Source organism: Gordonia jacobaea (genome assembly GCF_965344965.1).
GTDB lineage: Bacteria > Actinomycetota > Actinomycetes > Mycobacteriales > Mycobacteriaceae > Gordonia > Gordonia jacobaea.
Map to the genome: position 1 here is coordinate 443,451 of NZ_CBDRLS010000001.1, position 23,476 is coordinate 466,926.

20 protein-coding genes are annotated in these 23,476 nt (G+C 65.9%); 8 read left to right on the plus strand and 12 right to left on the minus strand.

Features of this window, described 5'->3' with window-relative positions; translation table 11 throughout:
* Positions 1 to 104: 104 nt before the first annotated feature.
* Positions 105 to 866: an ABC transporter permease gene (locus ACRVY7_RS01975; protein ID WP_270483147.1), complete on the minus strand. Its 762-nt coding sequence runs from the start codon at positions 864 to 866 to the stop codon at positions 105 to 107.
* Positions 863 to 1,876 carry an ATP-binding cassette domain-containing protein gene (locus ACRVY7_RS01980; protein WP_431815797.1) on the minus strand — a complete coding sequence of 338 codons (1,014 nt, stop codon included), beginning with the start codon at positions 1,874 to 1,876 and terminating at the stop codon, positions 863 to 865. The genes ACRVY7_RS01975 and ACRVY7_RS01980 overlap by 4 nt, the downstream gene beginning before the upstream one ends.
* Positions 1,877 to 2,142: 266 nt before the next feature.
* Here ACRVY7_RS01980 and ACRVY7_RS01985 point away from each other — a divergent pair, with 266 nt between their 5' ends.
* The 4 genes from ACRVY7_RS01985 (at position 2,143) to ACRVY7_RS02000 (ending at position 6,497) form a co-directional block, all read left to right on the plus strand.
* A complete protein-coding gene (locus ACRVY7_RS01985) occupies positions 2,143 to 2,844 on the plus strand; it encodes a PadR family transcriptional regulator (protein WP_431815798.1) in 702 nt (233 codons plus the stop codon).
* A 50-nt stretch (positions 2,845 to 2,894) separates the two neighbouring features.
* Positions 2,895 to 3,911, plus strand: coding sequence for a beta-ketoacyl-ACP synthase III (locus ACRVY7_RS01990; RefSeq protein WP_049697984.1), 1,017 nt, complete (start codon positions 2,895 to 2,897; stop codon positions 3,909 to 3,911).
* A gap of 70 nt (positions 3,912 to 3,981) precedes the next feature.
* On the plus strand, positions 3,982 to 5,592 hold the full coding sequence (locus ACRVY7_RS01995; protein WP_049697983.1) for a peptide chain release factor 3: 1,611 nt from the start codon (positions 3,982 to 3,984) through the stop codon (positions 5,590 to 5,592).
* A 20-nt stretch (positions 5,593 to 5,612) separates the two neighbouring features.
* A complete protein-coding gene (locus ACRVY7_RS02000; protein WP_431815799.1) occupies positions 5,613 to 6,497 on the plus strand; it encodes a hypothetical protein in 885 nt (294 codons plus the stop codon).
* Between the two features lie 5 nt (positions 6,498 to 6,502).
* Here the strand turns inward: ACRVY7_RS02000 and ACRVY7_RS02005 are convergent, their stop codons facing one another.
* Positions 6,503 to 7,504: an enoyl-CoA hydratase/isomerase family protein gene (locus ACRVY7_RS02005; RefSeq protein ID WP_431815800.1), complete on the minus strand. Its 1,002-nt coding sequence runs from the start codon at positions 7,502 to 7,504 to the stop codon at positions 6,503 to 6,505.
* 232 nt (positions 7,505 to 7,736) lie between these two features.
* Here ACRVY7_RS02005 and ACRVY7_RS02010 point away from each other — a divergent pair, with 232 nt between their 5' ends.
* Together ACRVY7_RS02010 and ACRVY7_RS02015 are read left to right on the plus strand one after the other, a co-directional pair.
* Positions 7,737 to 9,278 (plus strand): ABC-F family ATP-binding cassette domain-containing protein, encoded by a 1,542-nt coding sequence (locus ACRVY7_RS02010; RefSeq protein ID WP_431815801.1) that lies wholly within the window; start codon positions 7,737 to 7,739, stop codon positions 9,276 to 9,278.
* A gap of 74 nt (positions 9,279 to 9,352) precedes the next feature.
* Positions 9,353 to 10,117 (plus strand): alpha/beta fold hydrolase, encoded by a 765-nt coding sequence (locus ACRVY7_RS02015; protein WP_431815802.1) that lies wholly within the window; start codon positions 9,353 to 9,355, stop codon positions 10,115 to 10,117.
* Between the two features lie 190 nt (positions 10,118 to 10,307).
* On the opposite strand, the gene ACRVY7_RS02020 is transcribed toward ACRVY7_RS02015, so the two are convergent.
* Positions 10,308 to 10,502, minus strand: coding sequence for a YbdD/YjiX family protein (locus ACRVY7_RS02020; RefSeq protein ID WP_270483158.1), 195 nt, complete (start codon positions 10,500 to 10,502; stop codon positions 10,308 to 10,310).
* Positions 10,503 to 10,513: 11 nt separating this feature from the next.
* Positions 10,514 to 12,802 (minus strand): carbon starvation CstA family protein, encoded by a 2,289-nt coding sequence (locus tag ACRVY7_RS02025; RefSeq protein ID WP_431815803.1) that lies wholly within the window; start codon positions 12,800 to 12,802, stop codon positions 10,514 to 10,516.
* Between the two features lie 175 nt (positions 12,803 to 12,977).
* Between ACRVY7_RS02025 and ACRVY7_RS02030 the strand changes: the two genes are divergently transcribed.
* A complete protein-coding gene (locus tag ACRVY7_RS02030) occupies positions 12,978 to 13,829 on the plus strand; it encodes an SGNH/GDSL hydrolase family protein (protein WP_431816374.1) in 852 nt (283 codons plus the stop codon).
* Positions 13,830 to 13,857: 28 nt separating this feature from the next.
* On the opposite strand, the gene ACRVY7_RS02035 is transcribed toward ACRVY7_RS02030, so the two are convergent.
* The 3 genes from ACRVY7_RS02035 to ACRVY7_RS02045 form a co-directional block, all read right to left on the minus strand.
* Positions 13,858 to 15,729, minus strand: a complete 1,872-nt coding sequence (locus tag ACRVY7_RS02035) for an ABC-F family ATP-binding cassette domain-containing protein (RefSeq protein WP_431815804.1) — start codon at positions 15,727 to 15,729, stop codon at positions 13,858 to 13,860.
* Between the two features lie 71 nt (positions 15,730 to 15,800).
* Complete coding sequence (locus tag ACRVY7_RS02040) at positions 15,801 to 16,958, minus strand: lipase family protein (protein ID WP_431816375.1); 1,158 nt, start codon at positions 16,956 to 16,958, stop codon at positions 15,801 to 15,803.
* A 55-nt stretch (positions 16,959 to 17,013) separates the two neighbouring features.
* Positions 17,014 to 17,991: a 4-(cytidine 5'-diphospho)-2-C-methyl-D-erythritol kinase gene (locus ACRVY7_RS02045; protein WP_431815805.1), complete on the minus strand. Its 978-nt coding sequence runs from the start codon at positions 17,989 to 17,991 to the stop codon at positions 17,014 to 17,016.
* 250 nt (positions 17,992 to 18,241) lie between these two features.
* On the opposite strand from ACRVY7_RS02045, the gene ACRVY7_RS02050 reads away from it, so the two are divergent.
* Positions 18,242 to 19,231: a TIGR03557 family F420-dependent LLM class oxidoreductase gene (locus tag ACRVY7_RS02050; RefSeq protein ID WP_431815806.1), complete on the plus strand. Its 990-nt coding sequence runs from the start codon at positions 18,242 to 18,244 to the stop codon at positions 19,229 to 19,231.
* 184 nt (positions 19,232 to 19,415) lie between these two features.
* Here ACRVY7_RS02050 and rsmA read toward each other — a convergent pair whose 3' ends face one another.
* The 4 genes from rsmA to ACRVY7_RS02070 form a co-directional block, all read right to left on the minus strand.
* The gene (rsmA, locus tag ACRVY7_RS02055; RefSeq protein ID WP_431815807.1) at positions 19,416 to 20,324 is read right to left on the minus strand and encodes a 16S rRNA (adenine(1518)-N(6)/adenine(1519)-N(6))-dimethyltransferase RsmA; all 909 of its coding nucleotides are present in this window, start codon (positions 20,322 to 20,324) and stop codon (positions 19,416 to 19,418) included.
* A complete protein-coding gene (locus ACRVY7_RS02060; RefSeq protein WP_064869476.1) occupies positions 20,288 to 21,373 on the minus strand; it encodes a resuscitation-promoting factor in 1,086 nt (361 codons plus the stop codon). The genes rsmA and ACRVY7_RS02060 overlap by 37 nt, the downstream gene beginning before the upstream one ends.
* 203 nt (positions 21,374 to 21,576) lie before the next feature.
* Positions 21,577 to 22,491, minus strand: a complete 915-nt coding sequence (locus ACRVY7_RS02065) for a TatD family hydrolase (RefSeq protein ID WP_431815808.1) — start codon at positions 22,489 to 22,491, stop codon at positions 21,577 to 21,579.
* A 64-nt stretch (positions 22,492 to 22,555) separates the two neighbouring features.
* Complete coding sequence (locus ACRVY7_RS02070; protein ID WP_431815809.1) at positions 22,556 to 23,413, minus strand: PhzF family phenazine biosynthesis protein; 858 nt, start codon at positions 23,411 to 23,413, stop codon at positions 22,556 to 22,558.
* Positions 23,414 to 23,476 lie beyond the last annotated feature (63 nt).

The window sequence follows — 23,476 nt, forward strand, 5'->3', positions numbered from 1 at the left end:
TCCCCCGGCGCCGAAGGTGAGCAGCTTCGACGACCTCGGGTAGCACCGTGACGCTGCCCCCGGCGCCGAAGGTGAGCAGCTTCGACGACCTCGGGTAGCGCGCGCTACGCGTTCTCCTTGCGGAAGACCGCTGTGCCCCACCATGTTCCGAGAATCGCGAGCGCGATGGCGGTGAGCAGGCCCCACGCGACCGTCGATGTCGCGACGCCTCCGACGAAGCTGCTGCGGACGGCGTCGACGATCCAGCGGAACGGCATGAAATCGCTGGCCCGTTGCAACCACATCGGTCCGAGCGTCATCGGCAGCAGGATTCCCGACAGCAACAGCACCGGCATCATCACCATGTTGATGACCGGCGCCATGACGTCTTCGCTCTTGGCGGTCAGGGCAAGCGCGTTCGACGCCGCGGCGCACGCTGCGCCGATCAGCAGCGTGATGGCGATGCCGACGATCGCGCCGCTGACGGATCCGCGCATGCCCATGGCGTAGCCGAGGAACACCAGGATCAGCGCCTGGACGAACAACTGCAGCACGTCGCGCATGAGCCGACCGGTCAGCAGTGCGGAGCGACTCGCGGGCGTCACGCGTTCGGCCTCGACGACGCCCTCGCGCCACTCGCCGATCAGACTGAAACCGGCGAACAACGCGCCGAAGAACCCGAGCTGCACCAGAAGTCCCGGCACCAGGAACGTGTAGGCGTTGTCGGCGCCCCCGGGGAACTGGTTGACGATGGGTTTGAGCAGTGGACCGAAGAGCACCAGATAGAGCACGGGTTGCAGCACCCCGATCAGCACCCAGGCCGGGTTGCGCAGATTCATCCGGATCTGTCGACGGAACACGATGGTGGAATCGCGGAGGAAGTTCATCGGATGGCTCCTTCGTTGTCGAGTTCTTCGAGTGCGGCGTCTTCGGTCCCGCTTTGCGCGTCGCGCAGTGAACGCCCGGTCATCGTCAGGAAGACGTCGTCGAGCGTTGGTCGCAACACCTCGATGCTGTCGAGCGCGATACCCGAGGCGTCGAGTTCGCGGAGCAGTCCCGGTATCTCGCGTCCCGCGTGCCGCACACGTCCGCGCACGTGGCGGCCGTCGGTCTCGACGGAGTTGGCGATGCGTCGTAGACGATCTGCGGCGATGTCGACCTCGGCTGCCGTCTGGACCTCGAGGTCGACCAGATCGCCCGACACCTGGTCTTTGAGGTTTTGCGCGGTGTCGGCCGCGACGATCTTGCCGTTGTCGATGATCAGGATGCGGTCGGAGAGTTCGTCGGCCTCGTCGAGGTAGTGCGTGGTGAGGAAGACCGTGGCGCCGCGCTCGGTGCGCAGTCGGCTGATGTGGTCCCAGAGGTTCGCCCTCGCCTGCGGGTCGAGGCCGGTGGTCGGTTCGTCGAGGAAGACCAGCGAGGGATCGTGAATCAGTCCCATCGCGATGTCGAGGCGACGCTTCTGACCGCCCGACATGTTCTTGGGCTGCCGTTCCCACAGTCCGTCGAGTTGCAGTCGGGAGAACAGTTCGTGCCCGCGCCGAGTGGCGTCGGCGTGTGAGAGTCCGTAGAGCATCCCGTGGTCGACCACCTCGTCGCCCGCCCTGGCCTGGCTGAACGTTCCGCCTGCCTGTGACACGTAGCCGATGCTGCGACGGACCATCACCGACTCGTTCACGACGTCGTATCCGTTGACGGTCGCGGTTCCGGCGGTTGGCCGCAGCAGCGTCGTCAACATGCGCAGCGTGGTGGTCTTCCCGGCGCCGTTGGGGCCGAGAAAGCCGACCACCTCACCCTCGTGAATATCGAGGTCGACGCCGTCGACGGCTCGCACCTCACGTTTGTTCTTGCCTCGCCCCGTCGTGAAGGTCTGCACCAGACCTCGCGCTTGGATCATCGTCGGTATCACAGCTCGTCCCCTCTCTGTGTGAACGTCGAGTGAGCCGCTCACGCATCGTGTTCAAATTTGAATATAGGCTTTCTAGTCAAAGTTGACTAGATGCTTACTTCGTCGCAGGAGTAGTCGTCGAAAGGCCCCTGAAACCCGACGGCCCCGTCGTGACTGTCTGCGTGTACTGACCACCTACACGTCGATGATTCATCGAAATGCGGACAGCCCCTGCCCTCGATTCGAAATCTTTCTCGACGCATTACTGTCAGGTCATGGCTTCCACGCCACCCATCCCACCGACGACGCCGCTACTCCTACTCGGCGTCGTCGGCATCTTCGGGCCGGTCAACGGCTATCAGATCCGCCGCGAACTGTTGTCGTGGCAGGTCGACAAGTGGGCCAACGTGAATCCGGGCTCGATCTACCACGCGCTCGGAAAGCTCAGCGACTCAGGCGATCTCACACGCCGCGAGGTCTCCGACGGCTCGCGCGAGGTCAGCGTCTACGAGATCACGGAGTCGGGTCGGGCCAGGCTGCACAGCATGATCGAGCACGCGATGATCGGCGTCGACGTCTTCGACCGCAGCGCGTTCCAAGCGGCGTTCAATCTCCTGCCACTCCTCGGCGACGACCATGCGACGACGCTGCTGGAGCAGCGTTTGGTGACGCTGAGGGAGGTCATACGCGAATACAGCGCGGACACCGAACCCGGCGCCAACCCCTACGCTCCACCACATGCCATGGAGGGCGCTCGCCTGTGGTTGCGTCTCGCGCAGGCCGAGGCGGACTGGCTCACCGACGTCATCGCCGACGTGCACGAGGGGAAGCTGTCGTTCCTGGAGAACGCCGACTGGACGCCACCGCCCGACGATCCCGGGCACCAGATGACCGCGGACCGCACTGACTACAGGCGCATTCTCGGAGGTCAGCCCGGCCACGATGTCCCCTCCTCGCGCATCGGTACTTCCGAGTAGCTCCGCGATGTGAGACGGTCTATGTCGGGTCGCATAACGGAAGGAAGATCATGGCAGAGATCGCGGACACATCGGGCGTCAACAACATCGGCATGCTCGGCATCGGTGCGTACCGCCCCGAGCGCGTCGTCACCAACGACGAGATCTGCGAGCACATCGATTCCTCCGACGAGTGGATCTACACGCGGACCGGCATCAAAACCCGACGCTTCGCGCGCCGCGACGAGGACGTCGTTGAGATGGGCATCAAGGCCGGGCGCACGGCGATCGCCAATGCTCTGCTTTCCGGCTCCGACATCGACGCCGTCATCCTCGCGACCAATACCCATCTACTCATGACGCCGGCGGGCGCGACGAAGGTCGCCACCGAACTCGGCGCGAACGGTGTTCCCGCGTTCGACGTCACCGTCGGCTGCGCCGGATTCGGTTACGGGATGGCACTCGCCGCCGACATGGTGCGCGGCGGAAGCGCGACGCACGTCCTCGTCATCGGCGCCGAGCAGTTGTCCGTGACCCTCGACATGACCGACCGCACCAACTGCTTCATCTTCGGCGACGGCGCCGGCGCCGTCGTCGTCGGCCCCACCGAGGACCAGCAGCTCGGACCTGTGATCTGGGGTAGCGACGGCAGCCAATACGACGCGATTCGTCAAGACATCGACTGGGTGACCTTCCTCGACGGCGACCGGGTGCAGCGGCCCTACGTGCGCCTGCAGGGCACCGCGGTATTCCGTTGGGCCGCTTTCGAAATGGGCAAGGTGGCACAGCGGGCGCTGGACGCAGCGAAGATCGGCGCCGAAGACCTCGACGTCTTCGTCCCCCATCAGGCCAACACCCGCATCAACGATCTGCTCGCGAAGACACTGCATCTGCCCGAGGGCACCCCCGTGGCCAACGACATCGAGTACACCGGCAACACGTCGGCGGCGTCGATCCCGCTGGCAATGGAGGATCTGCTCTCCACCGGCAAGGCCAAGCCGGGCGACACCGCCCTGCTGCTGGGCTACGGCGCGGGCCTCAGCTACGCGGCACAGGTGGTCAAGATGCCGCCGGTCCCGTTCGAGTAGCGGCTGACCTGACCGTCGGGCAGCGTCGAGCGTTTTGCTCCGACGCTCGCCCGGCTAGTAGCCTCGTCTGGTGAGTTCTGACGCGCGTGAGCTGCGGCTCGAGGCCCAGCGTCGACGTACCTTCGCCATCATCTCCCACCCTGACGCGGGTAAGTCGACGATGACCGAGGCACTGGCGTTGCACGCGCACGTGATCAGCGAGGCGGGTGCCATCCACGGCAAAGCCGGCCGCAAGTCGACGGTGTCGGACTGGATGGAGATGGAGAAGGCTCGCGGAATCTCCGTCAGTTCGACCGCTCTGCAGTTCAACTACGCCCTCGAGGGCACCGACGGCCCCGGCGCGGTCATCAACCTCGTCGACACCCCCGGCCACGCCGACTTCTCCGAGGACACCTACCGAGTGCTGACCGCGGTCGACGCCGCGGTCATGCTCATCGACGCCGCCAAGGGCCTCGAGCCGCAGACGCTCAAGCTGTTCCAGGTGTGTCGCCACCGCGGCATCCCGGTCATCACCGTCATCAACAAGTGGGACCGCCCCGGCCGCACCCCGTTGGAGCTCATCGACGAGATCAGCGAACGCATCGGCTTGATCCCCACCCCGCTGTTCCTGCCCGTCGGCATCGCGGGCGATTTCCGCGGGCTCCTCGACCGCCGCACCGGCGAGTACATCCACTTCACCCGCACCGCCGGTGGAGCCAAGATCGCGCCGGAAGAACTGCTCGACCCCGACGCCGCTCTCGAGCGCGAGGGCGACGCCTGGATCGCGGCCGTCGAAGAGAGTGAACTGCTCTCCGAGATGGGCCAGGATCACGACGAGGAACTCTTCCTCGCAGGCCAGACGTCGCCGATGATCTTCGCCTCGGCGATGCTGAACTTCGGTGTCCGCCAACTGCTCGACGCGCTCGTCGAGCTCGCGCCCGCACCGTCGGGTCGCACCGGCATCGACGGGACCGAACGCGAGGTCACCGACCCGTTCAGCGCGGTCGTGTTCAAGGTCCAGGCAGGCATGGACTCCAGCCACCGCGACCGGTTGGCCTTCATGCGCATCGTGAGCGGCGAGTTCGAACGCGGCATGGTCGTCACCCACGCGCAGACCGGAAAACCGTTCGCCACCAAGTACGCTCACACCGTCGTCGGCCGCGATCGATCAACGGTCGACACCGCCTACCCCGGCGACGTCGTCGGCCTCGTCAACGCGACAGCGCTCGCACCGGGCGACACCCTCTACGACGGCCCGCGCATCCAGTACCCTCCCATCCCTTCCTTTGCGCCAGAGCACTTTTCGACGCTCCGCGTCACCACTGCGGACAAGTACAAGCAGTTCCGCAAGGCCATGGATCAGCTCGACAGCGAGGGCGTGGTGCAGGTGTTGCGCAACGAGACCCGCGGAGACGCGTCTCCCGTACTGGCCGCCGTCGGACCGATGCAGTTCGAGGTGGTCACCGCACGGATGAAGACGGAGTTCAACGTCGACACCGTGATCGAGCCACTCGGGTACAGCCTCGCCCGACGCACCGACGCCGACAGCGCGTCGGAACTCAACCGCCAGCGCGGCGTCGAGGTGTTCACGCGGACCGACGGCGCGATCCTCGCTCTGTTCAGCGACAAATGGCGACTGCAGTACATCGAGAAGGAACACGGCGACCTGACGCTCGAACCGCTTGTCGCAACGGCTGATTGACCAGGGCGGGCTGACAAGACGTGATCGGACGATCGACCGCACGCCGCTCGAGCACGCTGCGGATCTGCGCACTGCTCGCGGTCGCTGCCGCGCTCACATCGATCACCTCGGCGTGCGCCGACTCGACATCGGTGACGCGTGCGGCGCAGTCGTCATCAGCAACGCCAACCGTCTCCGCGCAACAGGATCCGGCTCGCTGCGCCGAGAAGCCCCCGTCTGGACCCATCGACCGGCAGGGCTCCGACCTGAAATTCACCCGGGGACACGTCCTGATCTCGCCGCGACAACTCACGGCATCGACAGGCCAGGCCGGCGTTGGCGGGCAGGTGGGCGTGGATGGACAGGTAGGGACGGACGGGCAGGTGGTTGCACCCGCCAGCCCGACTGCGCAGCAAATGTCGCCTGCCCCAACATGTTACGAGTTCGGCCGCTGGGGTGAGCCGACGCCCGATGTCCCGCCCGACTCCCTGCTGTTCGTGTTCAAGGGCGACGGCACCGAGGGCGCACAGATCGAATTCCCGGTGGGTGCGCTGACCGGCGAACACCTACCGCCAACCGATGGTCCACGCCCGCCGGTTGGCCCCCTGACCACATCGATTACCGCCACCGTCGGACTGTCGGAGAAGGGGACCTACAGGTCGTCGACGGCGTGCAGGCTGACGCTGACCGCGATGTCGTCGAAGCGGGCCGCAGGATCATTCGACTGCCCCGAAACGATTGTGTCCGAACAGAATCCGCTCAATCCGAACGACGATGTGCCCGTCGATGACGACAGCGCGGCGCCTGCTGCCGCACCGACGCCGGGCGCACCGACGACTGCCGCACCGACACCGGGCGCACCTACGCCGGGCGCGCAGCCCGAGCGCCCGACAAGCCTCACCGGATGGTTCGACCTGCAGCCGTGATCGGCTCAGTCCTCGACAATCGAGGCGACCACGGACTGATCGACGGCGTCGACGGTCGACGGCTCGAATGACGGGCTGCGATCCTTGTCGACGAGCATCGCCCGCACGCCTTCGGAGAAGTCATTGGTCTTCGTGATCGTTGTCGCCGCATGCAATTCGCGGTCGAAGCACTCGTCGAGCGTCGAATCCCGGCCAGCGTCGAGGAGTGCTGCGGTCACCCACAGACTCGTCGGCGACGCACCTTCGAGGAGTTCGACCATCTCCGCGGCCCAGTCGTCACCTGCCGCGCCGCGCAACCCGCCGAGAATCGCGGCGACATTGTCGTCGCCGAAGTACTCGCCGATCTTGGCGATCGGGATATCGGAGACGGGCAATTCGCTTCTGCCACCGAGGATGTCGACGAGCGACTCACCGCTTCGCAGCGCGTCGGCGACAACTTCCAGCTCGGCCGCTGGCACGTAGTGGGTGGCAAGCCCCAGGTGGACTGCTTCAGCACCGCGCACGCGTGAACCGGTGAGCCCCAACCACATTCCGACACCACGCGGCAGGCGAGGCAGAAAGTAGGTTGCGCCGATGTCGGGAAAGAATCCGATCGCGGTCTCGGGCATGGCCATCAGCGAGTTCTCGGTGACGACCCGAACCTCGCCGTGCACGCTGATCCCGAGTCCGCCACCCATCGCCACACCGTCGATCAGCGCGACGTACGCCTTGGGATAGTGCGCGATCATCTGATCGAGTCGATACTCTGCGGCAAAGTAGTTTCGGATCTCGTCGTACTCACCCGCGACGGCGTGCTCGCGGATCGCCCGGATGTCGCCGCCCGCACAGAAAGCGCGATCGCTCGCGGAGGTCACCAACACCGTCTCGATCGAATCGTCGTCGCCCCAACGCCCGAGGACGTCGTGCATGTCGTCGATCATCGTCTGATCGAGCGCATTGAGTGCCTTGGGGCGGTCGAGGATGATCTCACCGACGCCGTTGCCGACCTGAGTTCGGATGAAGGACATGCGTTTCACGGTAGCGCGTCGTCGAACACCGTCTCCATCGGCTGGCGAACACAACTCTGTTGACAGGGGGTCGGTCGTCGGAGTTATGGTTGATCGGGTCCGCACGATGTGCGGCACCAATTCTTCGACGAGCACAGGGGTGATCTGACAGACATGAACATCTGAGATTGGCATTCAGCGCGACCTCGTCGATCCGACGCCGTACGCACCCACCAATCTCTCGGAGTTGTTCATGTCCACACCGTCATCCGTCGATCTCGCACCGTCGATCACACTCTCGGACGTCTCGTATAGCTGGCCGGACGGGACATCGGTATTCGACGAACTGTCGTTCTCGGTTCCTCGCGCCGTGTATTCGCTGGTCGGCGCCAACGGCGCAGGCAAGACGACGCTACTGCGGCTGATCGCCGGCCAGCTCGCACCGGCATCGGGAAGTATCGCCACCACCGGCGAGGTCTCGCTCGTTCCCCAACACGCCTTCTCCGACACCTCGCTGACCATCGCGTCGGCGTTGGGGATCGAGCCGATCAGGGCCGCGATCAGCGCAATCGAAGCAGGCTCTGTCGACGGCGAGCACTTCGATGCTGTCGGTGACGACTGGGACATCGAGGCGCGCGCGACCTCCGAACTGGCGGCGCTGGGGCTGCCCACCGACCTCGACAGGTCGGTCGGAACACTGTCCGGTGGCGAGGCGACGTTGCTCGCGATCGTGTCGCGGGTCGTGCACCGGCCGGCGGTACTGCTGCTCGACGAGCCCACCAACAATCTCGACACCGATTCCCGGGCCAGGGTTTTCGAGCTGATCGACAGATTCGCGGGAACCGTACTCGTCGTCTCCCACGATCTCGAGCTCCTCGAACGCGTCGACGCCACACTCGAGCTGTATCACGGCGACGTGCGCGTGTTCGGTGGCCCCTATTCGTTCTATCGCGAGGTGGTCGAGTCTGAACAGGCGACGGCGCAGGCCGCAGTTGCCAACGCCACCAACGATCTTCGCAAGCAGCGTCGGGAGATGGTGAATGCACAGATCGCCCTCGACCGACGAGCACGGACCGCGGCCAAGGCCGAACGGGAGAAGCGTGTCCCCAAGATCATCGCGCATCTCCGACGCGACGCCGCCGAGAAGTCGGCCGGACGCTTCCGCAACGAGCACCGCGACGACGTGACCGCCGCCGCCGGACGGCTCGAGTCCGTCCGCGACGACGTGCGCTCCGATCGGGGCGCGCGGATCACCATGCCGATTGTGTCACTTGGCAGTTCGGCTCAGGTGATCGTCGACGAACGGCTACGAATGGACGGCCCAGAACGCGTTGCACTCACCGGACGCAACGGCTCCGGCAAGACCACCCTGATCGCCGACCTCATCGACAACGAGCACATCGTCGTTCCTTACGCATATGTGCCGCAACAGATCTCGTTCGACGATCCGTCGCAGACCGTCGTCGACTTCGTCGGCAAGCGGCATCCGGAGGTCGACGGTCAGGATGTGCGAGCTCATCTCGCACGATTCCTGTTCCGCGGATCACGAGGCGATCGGTGCCTCGACGAACTCTCCGGCGGTGAACGGCTTCGCGTCGCGTTGGCGGATGCGCTACTCGTCGACCCCGATCCCAAGCTCCTCATCATGGACGAGCCGACCAACAACCTCGACATCGACACCGTCGAGGAGTTGGTCACGGCGCTACGGGACTGGTCGGGCGCGCTGCTGCTCGTCTCGCACGACGCGGGTTTCCGCGACGAGGTCGGAATCGACCGCGAGGTCACGCCCGGGTGAAAGTTGTGTGGGATCCACGGGGGCATTTTTGTACCTGTGGATCCCACGCAACTCTTTGTGGATACTGACTTTCGATGAGCACCGACAGCGCTGCCACCGACTCTCCCCCCACCAAAGCACGCACACCGATCGTTCTGGTGCACGGATTGCGCGTGAGCGGACAGACCTTTCGACGTGTGGCCGGCTCGCTCGCCGACCGTGAGGTGGTGTGCCCCGACATGCCTGGCCACGGTTCACGCGCCGATGAGACGTTCACGTTGGACGGAGCCGTCGCCGCGGTGGGCGACGCGATCGACTCGGTCGGCGGCTCAGCGCTGGTCGTCGGAATGTCGATGGGCGGCTACGTCGCGATGGCGACGGCCGCGAGACATCCCGACCGCGTCGCAGGCCTCGGTGTGCTGTGCGCAACCGCGCAGCCGAGTGGCCTGCTCGCCGCGCCGTTTCGCCTCTTCGGCGCGGCGACCAGCGTCCTTCCATCCGAAGCCGCCCAGGTCAGCAGGGTTCTGACGCGCATCGCCGTCGGCCGGGAGGTGTCCGACGACATGGAGGCCGGCGGGCTCGCGCTGCATTCGATCCGCGACGTCGTCGACGCGGTGCTCCACTTCGACGCCCTCGCCGCCGTCGCGGCCTATCCCGGACCGACGCTGTTCGCGAACGGCGCGTGGGACCAGTTCCGGCTGCACGAGAAGAGGTTCGTCGAGACCGCGGCCGACGGACGCCTCGTCGTCGTACCGCGGGCCATGCACCTGTTCCCACTCATCCAGCCGGAATTCACCGCCGGGCTCATCGACGACTTCGCGGACAGGGTCGACTCCGCCGACCGGGCAACCACTCGCTGATCGAGCCTCTGCCCGCTGATCGAGCCTCTGCCCGCCGATCGAGCCCCGCTCCGCTGATCGAGCTTGTCGAGATCACCCGCCCATACGAGCCCCCCGCTCCTAAATGTGTGTCGTATCGAAAGATGTGGGTGCTGCAGCGCCCACATCCTTCAATTGGACACACATTTGGGGCGGGGCTCCCCATCTCCGCCTAGCAGCAGCGCCCCTGCGGGTTGCGGTCCTGGTCGGCGAAGCGTTGTCGCCAGTACTCGCGCTCGGTCAGTGGAGCCGACGTCCCGTGCTCCGATGCGTGGTGTGCGAGGTAGCGGTCGTAGTCTCGATCGCCCATGACGCTCTGCACGTACCAGCGCACCGAGGTCAGGGCGTGGGTGAGGCCGGTCTTCATGTCATCGCCTTCTAGTGTCCGCTACTTCGAGCTGAAATCCCGTGCGCGGCATCATATTCGTCCCATTCGCGCTGCACCGCCTTCTCGGCGCGTGTTGGGAACAGTCCGCGCGGCCCGAAGATCTTCGACGGAACGGGTTTCTCTTCGGTGGTGGGTAGTCCGCCCGCGCGCACGGCCTTGACCGCGACCCAGAGGCCCGCCGCGACGACGATCAACACGAGCACGGCGAAGATGATCGACAGTGTTCCCTGAATGAATGTGTTGCGGATGACCGCGTCGATCTCCGAGATGGTCTTGGCGGTCTTGAACGTGGTCAGACCGTCGTCCTTGGCGTTCACGAATGCCCGGTGCTGCGCCCAGTAGCCGATGGCCGGATTCGACGAGAAGATCTTCTGCCACGACGCCGACATGGTGACGATGAGGTCCCATGCCAACGGCACACCGGGTATCCACGCCCACTTCCACTGGCGCCGCTTGATCAAGACCACCGTCACGACCGTCAGCGCGATAGCGGCGAGCAGCTGATTGGCGATGCCGAACAGCGGGAACAACGTGTTGATACCGCCGAGTGGATCGGTGACACCCATCAGCAGGATGGAACCCCATGCGGCACAGACGATCAGGGTGCACACCCACGCTCCGGGGCGCCACGACGGATCTTTGAAACGACGAGCGCCCGGCAGGTTGCCGATACCGTCGGACAGCATGAACCGCGCCACGCGGGTCCCGGCGTCGACCGTGGTGAGGATGAACAGGGCCTCGAACATGATCGCGAAGTGATACCAGAAGGCGCGCAACGATTCTCCGCCGAACCCACGCTGCAGCGTCTCCGACATTCCCATCGCGAGGGTCGGCGCACCGCCGGTCTTGGAGACGATCGACTTCTCCTCGACGCTCTGTGCGGCGTCGGCGAAATACTGTGCGTCGACCGGCTTTCCGCTGAGTCCGAGGCCGTTGACGTAGTCGGCAGCTCCCTGATTGGTTCCCTGAGTGAGCGCCTTCGGTGCGTTCATGCCGAAATAGAGGTGCTGATCGAGGATGCATGCGGTGATCAGCGCCATGATCGCGACGAAGGACTCGGTGAGCATGCCGCCGTAGCCGATGATCCGAGCCTGCCCCTCCTTGGCCAGCAGCTTGGGGGTGGTGCCCGACGCGATGAGCGAGTGGAAGCCCGAGAGCGCGCCGCAGGCGATCGTGATGAACAGGAACGGGAACAGGGCACCGGCAAACGCCGGGCCGTTTCCGTTCCACGCGAACTCACTGACCGCGGGGGCTTTCATGACCGGCTGTACCACCAGGATTCCGATGGCAAGCAGCGCGATGGTGCCGACCTTCATGAACGTCGACAGGTAGTCGCGCGGAGCGAGCAGCAACCAGACCGGCAGCACGGCCGCTGCGATGCCGTAGATGATGATCGCCCAGCTGAGCACCACCGGCGAGAGGCTGAACCAGTCCTGCCCCCACGACGTCTCGGCGACGTACCCGCCGGCGACGATGGCCAACAGGAGCAGCACGACGCCGATCACCGACACCTCGCTGATCCGGCCCGGCCGCAGATATCGCAGGTAGACACCCATGAAGAGCGCGATCGGGATGGTCATCGCGATCGAGAAGACACCCCACGGACTCTCGGCCAGTGCGTTGACGACGACGAGCGCGAGCACCGCGATCAGAATGACCATGATGACGAGCACCGCCACGATCGCGGCCGTGCCGCCGACGGACCCGAGTTCGTCACGGGCCATCTGGCCGAGGCTGCGTCCTCGACGTCGAGTCGAGATCGCGAGCACGAGGTAGTCCTGCACACATCCGGCGACCACCGCGCCGATGATGATCCAGATCGTGCCCGGCAGGTAGCCCATCTGCGCGGCCAGCACCGGCCCGACAAGTGGTCCCGCTCCGGCGATCGCCGCGAAGTGGTGACCGAACAGCACCCGACGGTCGGTCGGCATGTAGTCGCGAGCGTTGTCGTACTCCTCGGCGGGAGTCGCGATGTCGTCGCGCGGCTTCACGACCTTCATCTCGATGAGCCGAGCGTAGAAGCGATACGCGACGACGTAGGTGCACAGCGCCGCGATGACGAACCACACCGCGTTCACCGATTCGCCACGGACGAGGGCGATGACCACCCAGGCAATGGCACCGAGGAGGCCGATCACCGCGAAGATCGCCTTCTTCGCGGGTGTCATCGGACTCCGGTCGATCACCGCTACGGGTGGTCGGTCGGGATCGGTAGTCACGAACTCGACGTCGGGAAACTCGTCACGCGTCGACGTCGAAGATTCTGACACGGTTGTCATCGCTCACTGCCCTTCCTTGGAAGCTCGCACATGCCGCGGATCACTCTACTCACGGATATGTGATTCACACCGCATACCAAAAATGTGTGCGAGACAACCTAAAGTTCATTCTGTGCAACCTGATGGGCTTGATCTGAAGCGGTTCCTACGACGGCCGATCGTCGCGATCGCGCTCGTGGTGCTGTGCACTGCGATCCTGCTGGCCAGCGGCGGATTCACGTCCTCGCGAGCCGGCGCGGATCCCGGCAGCACACCGGTGCGCTACTCGGGCGGGCCGTACGTGGCGCTGGGCGATTCACGCGCCTCGGGCAGCTTCTTCACTCCGACACCCGGCTACTTCGGAGGATGCAAACGCTCGGCACTGAACTACCCGACCGTGGTCGCGGCGCTGACATTGCCGCGACGCTTCATCGACATCTCCTGCTCGGGCGCGTTGGCCGAGCATCTCTACCGCGTCGGCCAGCAGACCAGCGGTGGGTACAAGCCGCCCCAGGTGTGGTCAGTCCCGTCGGATGCGCAGGTCGTCACCGTGAGTATCGGCGGAAACGACATGGCGTGGGGACGCATCGTCGGACCCTGCGGCACTTCGCCGTTCGGCGACAGACACTGCCGCTCCAACCGCGGGCTGGCGCAGCTCGCCGTCAACCGCATCGCCGTCATGGAGAACGCGGTCACACCGGCGCTCGCCGCCATCCGCAGAAAAGCCCCACACGCTCAGATCATCGTCGTGGGTATCGGCGGTTTCATGGGTTCGCACGGCTGCTGGCCGCTGGTACCGATCAGCGATCCAGACGTGCGGTGGCTTCACGGGGTTTTCGATCGGGCCAACCGTGCTCTCGCACGAGCCACCGCGAAGATCGACGGACAGTTCGTCGACGTCAATCGTGCGTCGGCAGGCCATGATCCGTGCGGTCTCACGTCATGGTACGAGTCGAGTCTGAGTAATCGCATCGCGTATCCCTATCACCTGAACAAGGCGGGGTCGATCGGTGTCGCGACACTTGTCAACGGCGCGATCCGCCGCTGACTACGCGCAAATAACTACTCTCGCAAACTTATTCGAGCTGCTCGGCGACTTCGAGCCACTCCATCTCGGCCGTCTCCTTCTCGTCGACGACGCCGCGCAATTCCGCGCCGAGAGTCACGAGACGCTCGGGATCGCTTGCCGCATCGGCTAATTCGACGTGAAGCTTCGCCTCCCGCTCGTCCAGCTGCGCGATCCGCCGCTCGAGTCGGTTCATCACCTTGCGCGCCTCGCGGTGCTCCGAAGCGCTCAACGAAGGCGCGGCGGGCTGCGAGGTGCCGGCCGTCACCGCCGACTCCTCCCCTGTCGACACCGGTGCCTTGTCTGCCACGCCCGACAGCACCGCAGAACGGTTGTCGCCGGAGCTGCTCGCCGCAATCTCCTTGCGCCGCTGCAGATATTGTTCGATCCCACCGGGAAGATTGGTGAGCTTGCCGTCGCCGAACAGAGCCCACGTGCTGTCGGCGATGCGCTCGATGAGGTAGCGGTCGTGACTGATCACGACCATGGTTCCGGCCCAGTTGTCGAGCAGGTCCTCGAGTTGTTGCAGGGTGTCGATGTCGAGATCGTTGGTCGGCTCGTCGAGTAGCAGCACGTTGGGTTCGCCCATCAGGATGCGGGTCAACTGGAGTCGACGCCGCTCGCCGCCGGAGAGATCCCCGACTGGGGTGCGCTGGCGTGCCGGCGAGAAACCGAGTCGCTCGGCGAGCTGGCTGGCCGAGATCTCTTTGTCGCCCAGCGTGATTCGCGTTGCCACCGACTCCACGGCGTCGAGCACCCGCTGGTCGGGGTCGAGGTCGTCGAGTTCCTGTTTGAGCCAACCGATGCTGACTGTCAGTCCCTCGACCCGACGCCCTGGCTCGACGTCGACCTCACCGGCCAGCGCCCGCAGCAATGTGGTCTTACCCGAGCCGTTGACCCCGACGAGACCGACACGTTCGCCTGGCGCGAGTCGCCAGGTGAGGTCGTCGAGCAGGACCCGGCCCGGCGCGCCGTCGTCGCTCGGAGGTGTCTCGATGTGCGCGTCCTCGAGTTCGATCACGACGCGACCCAGTCTGCGTCGCGCAAATGCCGAGAGCGCCACCGAGTCTCGCGGTGGCGGGACGTCAGCGATCAACTTCTCGGCCGCCTCGACCCGATACCGAGGTTTGGAGGTACGCGCCTGCGGTCCGCGCCGCAGCCATGCCAACTCTTTGCGCGCAAGATTCTGGCGACGTTCCTCCGCGACGTCGGCTTGTCGTGCCCGCTCGGCGCGCGCGAAGATCCAGTCGTTGTAGCCGCCCTCGTACTCGTCGACCTGACCGTCGTGCACCTCCCAGGTGCGCGTGGCGACGGTGTCGAGGAACCAGCGGTCGTGGGTGACGACGACGAGCGCGCCGCGTCGAGAAACGAGGTGCTCGGCAAGCCACTGCACGCCTTCGACGTCGAGGTGGTTGGTCGGCTCGTCGAGGATCAGCACGTCGGAGTCGGTGACCAGCGCGGCCGCCAGCGCGACGCGACGCCGCTGCCCGCCGGAGAGCTCGTCGACGCGTCGATCGAGAAGGCCGTCGATACCGATTCCCGCGAGGACGCCGCGCACTCGCGCATCGCCTGCCCACTCGTGGACTTCCACATCGTCGCCGACGACGACGTCGGAAACTGTTGCGCCTGCGGGTAGTTCACCGCGCTGCGTGACGACTGCGACGTGGATGCCGCCGGTCTGCGAGATACGCCCGGCGTCGGGTTCGGTGACGCCGCCGAGGATCTCGAGGAGCGTGGTCTTGCCGCCGCCGTTGAGTCCGACGACACCGATGCGCTGACCCTCGTGCACGCCGAGGCTCACCTCGTCGAGCAGCGGTTTGATCCCGTAGCTCTTACTGATGCGGTCGGCGTTGATCAGCGCGGTTGGATTGGCAGGTGACACCGGTCGAGGCTACCAATGCGCGCGGCGCAGGTCGGCGTGGCCGTCTGTGGCCCCGTGCCCTGCCGGCAGGCCTAATCGCGTCCGAACGCCTGCCCGATAGTGCGCATTTCGTCGTCGAGGGACTGTTCGACGACGCTCGTGTGATCTGCACGCGGGTGTGTGACGAACGAGACGTCGGCGCCCGCCGAGCGCAAGCGACGCACCAGTGAGGCCGAGAGTACGTATGGCACAACAGGATCGAACAGGCCGTGGTCGATCCGGATCGGCACGTGCCAGTCGTTGGACGGAACCGATGTGTAGTCCGCGAGCGCGTCGGTGAATGCCTTGTCGGTGAACGCGCGCGCCACGAGCGACCCCGGCGACACCGAGCGCAGCGCATCGGAGAAGTCGCCGGAGCACTTCTGGTGCGCGAGTTCCAGGTACTTCTCCCCCGTATCGGTCAGATGATCGCGCACGTTCAGATCGGGGCGGGCGTGGTCGAGGCCCGCGAGGATGAACAACAGCAGCCCGCCGACGATATTTCCCTTGCCGAGGCTCGGCACGTTGGGTGTGAACGCACTGAACACCGACTCGATCCCCGACGCGGGCGCAGCGGCGACAACCTCATGTAACCGCAGTTCAGGGGCATACGAAGCAGCCATGTGGCCGGCCCAGAGTGCGGCATGTCCGCCCTGCGAATGGCCCATCGACACCCAGTCGTTGCTCAACCGGGATTCTTCCCACCGCGCCGCACGCAGCATGTCGAGAACGGAGTGCGCGGCGGCACGACCACCGAGGTACTCCGTCTGCTCCGCCGTGCCGAGGCCCGCGTAGTCGGTGGCGGTGACCGCATATCCCGCCTTCAGCGCGGCGATGACGGCGGCGTCGACTCCCGACCCCGTCTTGGTCTTCGACGGCGCGCAGGAGTCGCCGATTCCGGTGGTGCCGTGAGCCCACGAGACGATCTTCCACCCGCCGGGAGGCGGCGTGCCTTGCGGAATCCAATAGATTCCCGACGACGGCGCGCTGCGTCCGGTCTGGTCGCGTGTGACGTATTCGACGCGCTCGGCCGCTGCGGCGCCCGGCGGGAGTTGTTCGGCGGGCACCCGCTCGCGCGTGATGACGGTCCCGCCGGGCACGAGATCCTCGGCGGCGGCCTGCGGTGCCAGCATCACGCTCGCCGAGGCCGACACGACCGCGGCGAGCAGTACACCGACACCACGCGCCAGACCGCGCCGCCCGTATCGCATTCGCACAGCGGAGTGGCGTCGACGATCGCTTGGCTGGGCGTCGCTCATCGACACGTCACTCATCGGTCACGCGTGCGCCGGGGACAGGTCCGCTCGCGGTGCGAACCGCGCGGGCGACACCTGCGCCCGACAGTTCGGCTGCGACGTTGACCGCCGACACGTCGTCGGCGCACAGGAACGCGCATGTGGGTCCAGAGCCCGAGACGATTCCGGCGAGCGCCCCGGCGTCGACCCCCGCCCGCAGGGTTCGACGCAGCGTCGGCTGCAGACTCAGTGCGGCGCGCTGCAGATCGTTGTGCAGGTGGGAGGCGACAGCGTTGGCGTCGCCGGATGCCAACGCCGAGATCAGGGCGTCGGGGTGCGCGGTCTCCGGGTCGACGTCGCCCTCGGGGACATCGTGAGAACCGTTGTCCCGCAATCTATCCAGCTCGTGATAGACCGCTGGTGTCGACAGTCCGTCGCGTGCGAGGGCCAACACCCAGTGCAGATCTCCGCGGGCAAGGACGGGCACGAGTCGCTCGCCGCGGCCGGTACCGAGTGCCGTGCCGCCGCGCAACGAGAACGGGACGTCGCTGCCGAGGCCCGCGGCGAGCTCGACGAGTTCCGCGCGGTCGATGTCGAGCTTCCAGAGCGCTGCCAACGCGACGAGAGTTGCCGCGGCGTCGGCGCTGCCACCCGCCATGCCACCCGCTACCGGGATGCGTTTGACGATGTCGATCGAGACCGCGGGCTCCCTGCCGACGTACTCACCGAGAGCGATGGCCGCGCGTGCAGCAAGGTTGGTGTTGTCGATTGGAATGTCGGAGACATCGCGCGAGCCGGAACCCCTGCCGCTGTCCCTGGTCACGGACACACTCAGCGTTGTCGCCGGGGCAACGGAGACGTCGTCGTAGATCGAGAGCGCCTGGAACACGGTCACGAGATCGTGATAGCCGTCGGCACGCAACGGTCCGACGCCGAGGTGCAGGTTGACCTTCGCGGGCACCCGCACACGCACGGCGTCGGACACGACCGACAACGACGTAGGAGACACAATGTTCCAGCGTAATGGACTGCGGTCCGAGTGAGGGTCTGGGCGAGGAGCCGGGAGAGGTGCTGACGGCTCGACAGCCGGTGTGACGAATCGATGAGCGTAGCGTCGATGTCGAGGCGGATGTGTTGTCGAGGCGGGTGCGATCCGGTCCTGCGCCACATGCGTCGGTCTCATCGCCTTCCTCCGGGTCCAGCAAGCGGCCATCTCTCCTGCCAGAGTCTCGACGTTCGCGACCGATGGAGTTCACGACATGGCAATTCGATTCGGCTACACCTTGATGACCGAGCAGGCCGGGCCCCGACAACTCGTCCGGGACGCGGTCAGTGCCGAAGCCGCGGGCTTCGACTTCGAGGTATCCAGCGACCACTACTCTCCCTGGCTGTCGGCGCAGGGACACGCGCCTTACGCGTGGACAGTGCTCGGTGCCATCGCGCACGCGACCGAGCGCGTCGGGCTGATGACCTACGTGACATGTCCGACGATGCGCTACCACCCGGCCGTCGTCGCGCAGAAGGCCGCGACGCTGCAGATTCTCGCCGAAGGACGGTTCACGCTCGGCCTCGGCAGCGGCGAGAACCTCAACGAGCACGCTGTCGGAAAGGGGTGGCCGTCGGTCGGTGACCGGCAGGAGATGCTCGTGGAGGGCATCGAGATCATCGGAGCACTCCTCGACGGCGGACTGCTCGACTATCGCGGCGAGTTCTTTCAGGTCGATTCCGCGAAGCTGTGGGACGTCCCCGAGGACGGCGTGCCGATCGGTGTCGCAGTCGCAGGTGAGCGCGGCATCGGACAGTTCGCGCCGATCGCCGATCATCTCATCGCAGTACAGCCGGAGGCGTCGCTGATCTCGCTGTGGAACGAGGTCGACGACGCTCCGACGATCGGCACGGACGCACGCGCGATCGGCCAGATCCCGATCTGTTGGGATCCCGACGCAGGCGTCGCGAAAAAGCGCGCCCACGAACAGTTTCGGTGGTTCAGCGGCGGCTGGGACGTCAACGCCGACCTGCGCACCACTGCAGGATTCGCCGCGGCAACGAAGTACGTCACACCCGACGACGTCGCGGCGTCTATTCCGTGTGGACCCGACCTCGACGCGATAGTCGAGGCTGTGAGCGCTTACTGGAAAGCGGGCTTCACCGACGTCGCGCTCATCCAGATCGGCGCCGACTCGCAGCAGGCATTCTTCGACGAAGCCGCCGAGCCACTGCTCGCGAAGCTGCGGTCAGCTGCGGGGTGAGCGCCCGGTCGACGGTATAGAGCGCCCAGTCGACAGTCTCGAGCGCACAGTCGGCGGTATAGGGCGCACAGTCGACAGTCTCGAGCGCCCAGTCGACAGTCTCGAGCGCCCAGTCGACAGTCTCGAGCGCACAGTCGACGGTATAGGGCGCCCAGTCGACGGTATACAGCGCCCAGTCGGCAGTTCAGGCGGGCTCGACGCCCGCGAGGCGCACGAAGTCGCCGACGTCGAGCTTCTCGCCGCGGATCTGTGGGTCGATGCCCGCCGCGCGGAGTCGTCGTTCGGCTTCGGCGGGCGATCCCGCCCAGGTGGCCAACGCCGACCGCATCGTCTTGCGGCGCTGCGCGAAGGCGGCGTCGATGACGGCGAAAACCTGTGCGCGGGTGGCTGATTCATCGACGTACGGGTCCGTACGGGTGATGCGGACGAGACCCGACTCGACCTTGGGCTCCGGCCAGAAGACGTTACGTCCCACGGCACCTGCGCGGGCCACGTCTCCGAAATATCGTGCTTTGACGCTCGGCACACCGTAGACGCGGGAGCCGGGGCCTGCCGCGAGGCGGTCGGCAACCTCGGCCTGCACCATGACGAGAGCCGTTGCGATCGAAGGGAATTGGGTCATCAGGTGCAGCAGCACGGGCACCGCAACGTTGTACGGCAGGTTCGCGACGAGCGCGGTGGGGGTCACCGGCAGATCGTCGGCGGTCACGGCCAGTGCGTCGGCGGTGACGACGTCGAGTGAGTCGGCACGCTGGGGAGCGAACTCGTCGACGGTGTGCGGGAGCCGTTGAGCGAGTTTCGGGTCGATCTCGACGGCGACGACCCGTCCCGCGGTGCCCAGCAGCGCGAGCGTCAGTGAGCCGAGGCCTGGTCCGACCTCGAGGACGGTGTCGTCAGGTCCGACACCCGACGCTGCGACGATGCGTCGAACCGTGTTGGCGTCATGGACGAAGTTCTGTCCGAGTGTTTTGGTCGGACGAACGTCGAGCTCCGCGGCGAGGCGTCGGATCTGTGCCGGGCCGAGCAGCCGCGGAGCGGGCGATTCGGCGTCGTCTGTCAGCGCAGGCCCAGACTCGACGAGCAGGCGGGCCAAGCGCCCCACCCCTGCGCTGCCTGGGTCTTCGAGGCAACCGCGATCTGTTCCTCACGCGTGGCGAGGTCGGCGCGCGGCGCGTACTCCTGGCCGCCCCAGCGATCCCAGGTGTTCTGGTCGAACTGGATGCCGCCAAAGAAGCCGTTGCCGTTGTTGATGGCCCAGTTTCCGGTCGACTCACACTGCGCGAGACGGTCCCAGACCGAACCCGACGGCACGTCGGGCGCGCCTTCCTTGGTGCCGATCTTGACGGTTGCGGCGATCGGAGCAGCGAGCTGGTCTGCGGAGAGCTTGTCGCGCTTGACGACCTTGCCGTTGACGATCGTGACGTTGTAGGTGACGTTTGCGCGTCCCGGCTTGCCCGCCTTCACGACGACCTTCTTGTCGCGGATGAGGGTCGGATCGTCCTGCTTGATCTCCGGCGGGGCGACGTCTTCGAGCACGGTGTCCCGCTCGGTCCGGATACGGGTGACGTCGATGACCATGTTCGGCGCGACCTTGGTGTCCGCAGCCGGAGTGACCTTGTCCTCGTCGGACAGCGGCTTGCCGGTCGCGGTGAGAACGTCGGCGACGGTCGCAGCGGGCACGGTGGTGTTGAACCGCACTCCGCCGTCGACAACAGTGACGGCCTTGGGCAGGGTGACGTCGACGACGGCACCGCTGACCGGGATGGCTCCGCCGGCAGAGAAGTTGGTCTGGTCTTCGCCGTGAGCGAGTCCCTTCTCGGCGAGAAGCTCGTCGACCTTGACCGCGGTGGTCTTCACCTGCTGCTTTTGACCCTCGACATCGAGGACGACGGTCTTGAGTCGCTTCATGGTGATCGTCGAGCCGTCGCCGAAGCCGGAATCTGCTCCTGGGCTGACCTGGTCGCCTTCGGCCGGGGTGTACCCCTGCGAGCGGAGCACCGAATCAACAGACATCGCCATGGTCGAGACCTTCATGGTGTGACCGTCGACGTCGAGCGTCACGTTCTTGTGCATCGCAACGCCCGCGACGCCACCGGCGGCGAGGGTGGCGAGCACGGCACCAACGGCCACGCGAGCGCGCATCGATTCTGAGTTGTGAATTCTCGCAAGTACAGACAAGGTCCAAGCATCCTGATCGGCGACAGAGTCAACCCACGTCGGGCGTCGCAGGAGCGAGTAGCAGGGGCACTGTGGCCCCGAGATCACTCCCGAAGAAAGACCGAATCATCCGATCAATCGACGCCCACCATCACGCGGGATCACAATACGATAACGAGACGGGGCGATTACCGCAAAGGTAGCTGGTAGGCGCGTCGCGCGTTCTCGCCGAGCGTCCTGGCCAACGATTCGGCGTCGACTCCACGCGTCGACGCCAACGACCTTGCCGTGTACGGCAGACAATACGACTGATTGGGTTGTCCCCGATAGGGATCCGGCGTCAGGAACGGAGCGTCGGTTTCGACGAGCAGCAACTCATCCGGCACGACGCGTGCGGCATCTCGCAGCGACGCGGCATTGGCGAAGCTCACAGTGCCCGCGAAACTGAGGAAGTAGCCTCGTTCGACGCACTCGCGTGCAACGTTTTGGTCACCGGAGAAGCAATGCATGATCACGGTGTCGGGAGCGCCCTCATCAACCAAGATGTCCAGCACATCGCGGTCGGCCTCGCGGTTGTGGATCATCAACGGCTTACCGATGCTCTTCGCGAGCCTGATGTGCCAGCGGAAGGCTTCGTGCTGGATCTCGGGCTTCGCACAGTCGTCGGACCGGGCGGGCCAATAGTAATCGAGACCGGTCTCGCCGACCGCCACCACCCTCGGATGCTGCGCCATCTGCTCCAGCTCACGCGAGGTCGCGTCGTCGAGGTCGCCCGCGTGCATCGGGTGCAGCGCGACTGCCGCGTAGACCCGGCCATCCCAGTCCGCCGCCGATACGGCCCACCGAGCGTCGACCATGTCGTCGGCAACTGTGACAATCGTCTCTACGCCGACACTTTCGGCATGGTCGACGATCGCACGAACGGTCTCCGGCGAACGCCCGCCGCACGCGGCGAGATGCGTGTGCGCGTCGATCAGCCCGTAGAGCGGCGTCGGGTCCGGCGGCGGCTCGCGGCGTCGACGCTTCTTTGCGGCCTTGGCGCTCTCGGTCGTCGATTCTCCAACCGGCTGCGTGCCGGCCGAAGTGTCTGCACCCTCCGTCATGGACTCGACTCTAGAAGGTGGCGGACGCGACCCCGCCGGAGAGCTAGAGAGCAGAAAGCAGCCATCAGAGATCGACGGTCCCGCTGATGACCGTCGTCGACTGCCCGCCGACCCAGATGTGCTCACCGTCGTCGTCGATGTGGACTCGTCCCGAACGCTGCACGGCGGTGCCCTGCGATGCCACATAGCTCGCACTCACGCGGCCGTTCGAACGCAGCCACACCGCGATCCCCGCGTTGAGACTGCCGGTGACGGGGTCTTCGCCGACGGCCTCGCCGCCCGCGAGGCCGCGCACCTCGAACTCGACGTCCGGGTCGTCGGGGTGTCCGGACTCGTAGCGTCCGAGGAGGCCGACGTCGTGCGCCCCCAGTGCAGCGAGATCGGGTGTCGCCGAGAGCACCCGTTCCGCGGAGTCGAGTTCGAGCACGAACCACGGCGGGCCGTTGTCGATCCATTCCGCGGCGCGGACGTGCTCACGTGAGAGTCCGAGGGACGGAAGGACCTCGTCGACGAGTGCGTCGTCGACCGGACCCGATCGGCGCAGCGGGGGCGCCGCGAAGGCGAGCCGATCGCCGTCACGACGAATCGTGACCAGTCCGACGCCGCACTCCTGAACGACGTTCGCGCCGCGCGGCGATCCGCCCACGGCGAGCCACGCGTGCGCCGACCCGAGCGTCGGGTGTCCCGCGAAAGGAAGTTCGCCACCGGGAGTGAAGATGCGCAGTCGATAGTCGGCGGCGGGGTCGGTCGGAGACTGGATGAACGTCGTCTCGGAAAGATTAGTCCAGCGAGCAAATGCCGCCATCTCATCGTCGGAGATCCCGTCTCCATCGACCACGACGGCAACGGGGTTGCCGCGCAACGGTTTCGAACTGAACACGTCGACCTGGGCGAAACGTCGGGACTGCTGCACTGAAGACATGAACCCATGCTCGCCGCCGCGACCGAGGGTTGTCCAGCGATTTGCGACGACGGATCTCGCGCC

Coding starts and splice junctions, on each gene's coding strand:
- ACRVY7_RS02020 (WP_270483158.1), bottom strand. CDS start 10,502: ATGAAGACCGGCCTCACCCACGCCCTGACCTCGGTGCGCTGGTACGTG.
- ACRVY7_RS02060 (WP_064869476.1), bottom strand. CDS start 21,373: ATGCGCGCTCGCGTGGCCGTTGGTGCCGTGCTCGCCACCCTCGCCGCC.
- ACRVY7_RS02070 (WP_431815809.1), bottom strand. CDS start 23,413: ATGTCTTCAGTGCAGCAGTCCCGACGTTTCGCCCAGGTCGACGTGTTC.
- ACRVY7_RS02015 (WP_431815802.1), top strand. CDS start 9,353: ATGAGCACCGACAGCGCTGCCACCGACTCTCCCCCCACCAAAGCACGC.
- ACRVY7_RS01980 (WP_431815797.1), bottom strand. CDS start 1,876: ATGATCCAAGCGCGAGGTCTGGTGCAGACCTTCACGACGGGGCGAGGC.
- ACRVY7_RS01975 (WP_270483147.1), bottom strand. CDS start 866: ATGAACTTCCTCCGCGATTCCACCATCGTGTTCCGTCGACAGATCCGG.
- ACRVY7_RS01990 (WP_049697984.1), top strand. CDS start 2,895: ATGGCAGAGATCGCGGACACATCGGGCGTCAACAACATCGGCATGCTC.
- ACRVY7_RS02005 (WP_431815800.1), bottom strand. CDS start 7,504: ATGTCCTTCATCCGAACTCAGGTCGGCAACGGCGTCGGTGAGATCATC.
- ACRVY7_RS02040 (WP_431816375.1), bottom strand. CDS start 16,958: ATGCGATACGGGCGGCGCGGTCTGGCGCGTGGTGTCGGTGTACTGCTC.
- ACRVY7_RS01985 (WP_431815798.1), top strand. CDS start 2,143: ATGGCTTCCACGCCACCCATCCCACCGACGACGCCGCTACTCCTACTC.
- ACRVY7_RS02065 (WP_431815808.1), bottom strand. CDS start 22,491: ATGACGGAGGGTGCAGACACTTCGGCCGGCACGCAGCCGGTTGGAGAA.
- ACRVY7_RS02025 (WP_431815803.1), bottom strand. CDS start 12,802: ATGACAACCGTGTCAGAATCTTCGACGTCGACGCGTGACGAGTTTCCC.
- ACRVY7_RS02010 (WP_431815801.1), top strand. CDS start 7,737: ATGTCCACACCGTCATCCGTCGATCTCGCACCGTCGATCACACTCTCG.
- ACRVY7_RS02050 (WP_431815806.1), top strand. CDS start 18,242: ATGGCAATTCGATTCGGCTACACCTTGATGACCGAGCAGGCCGGGCCC.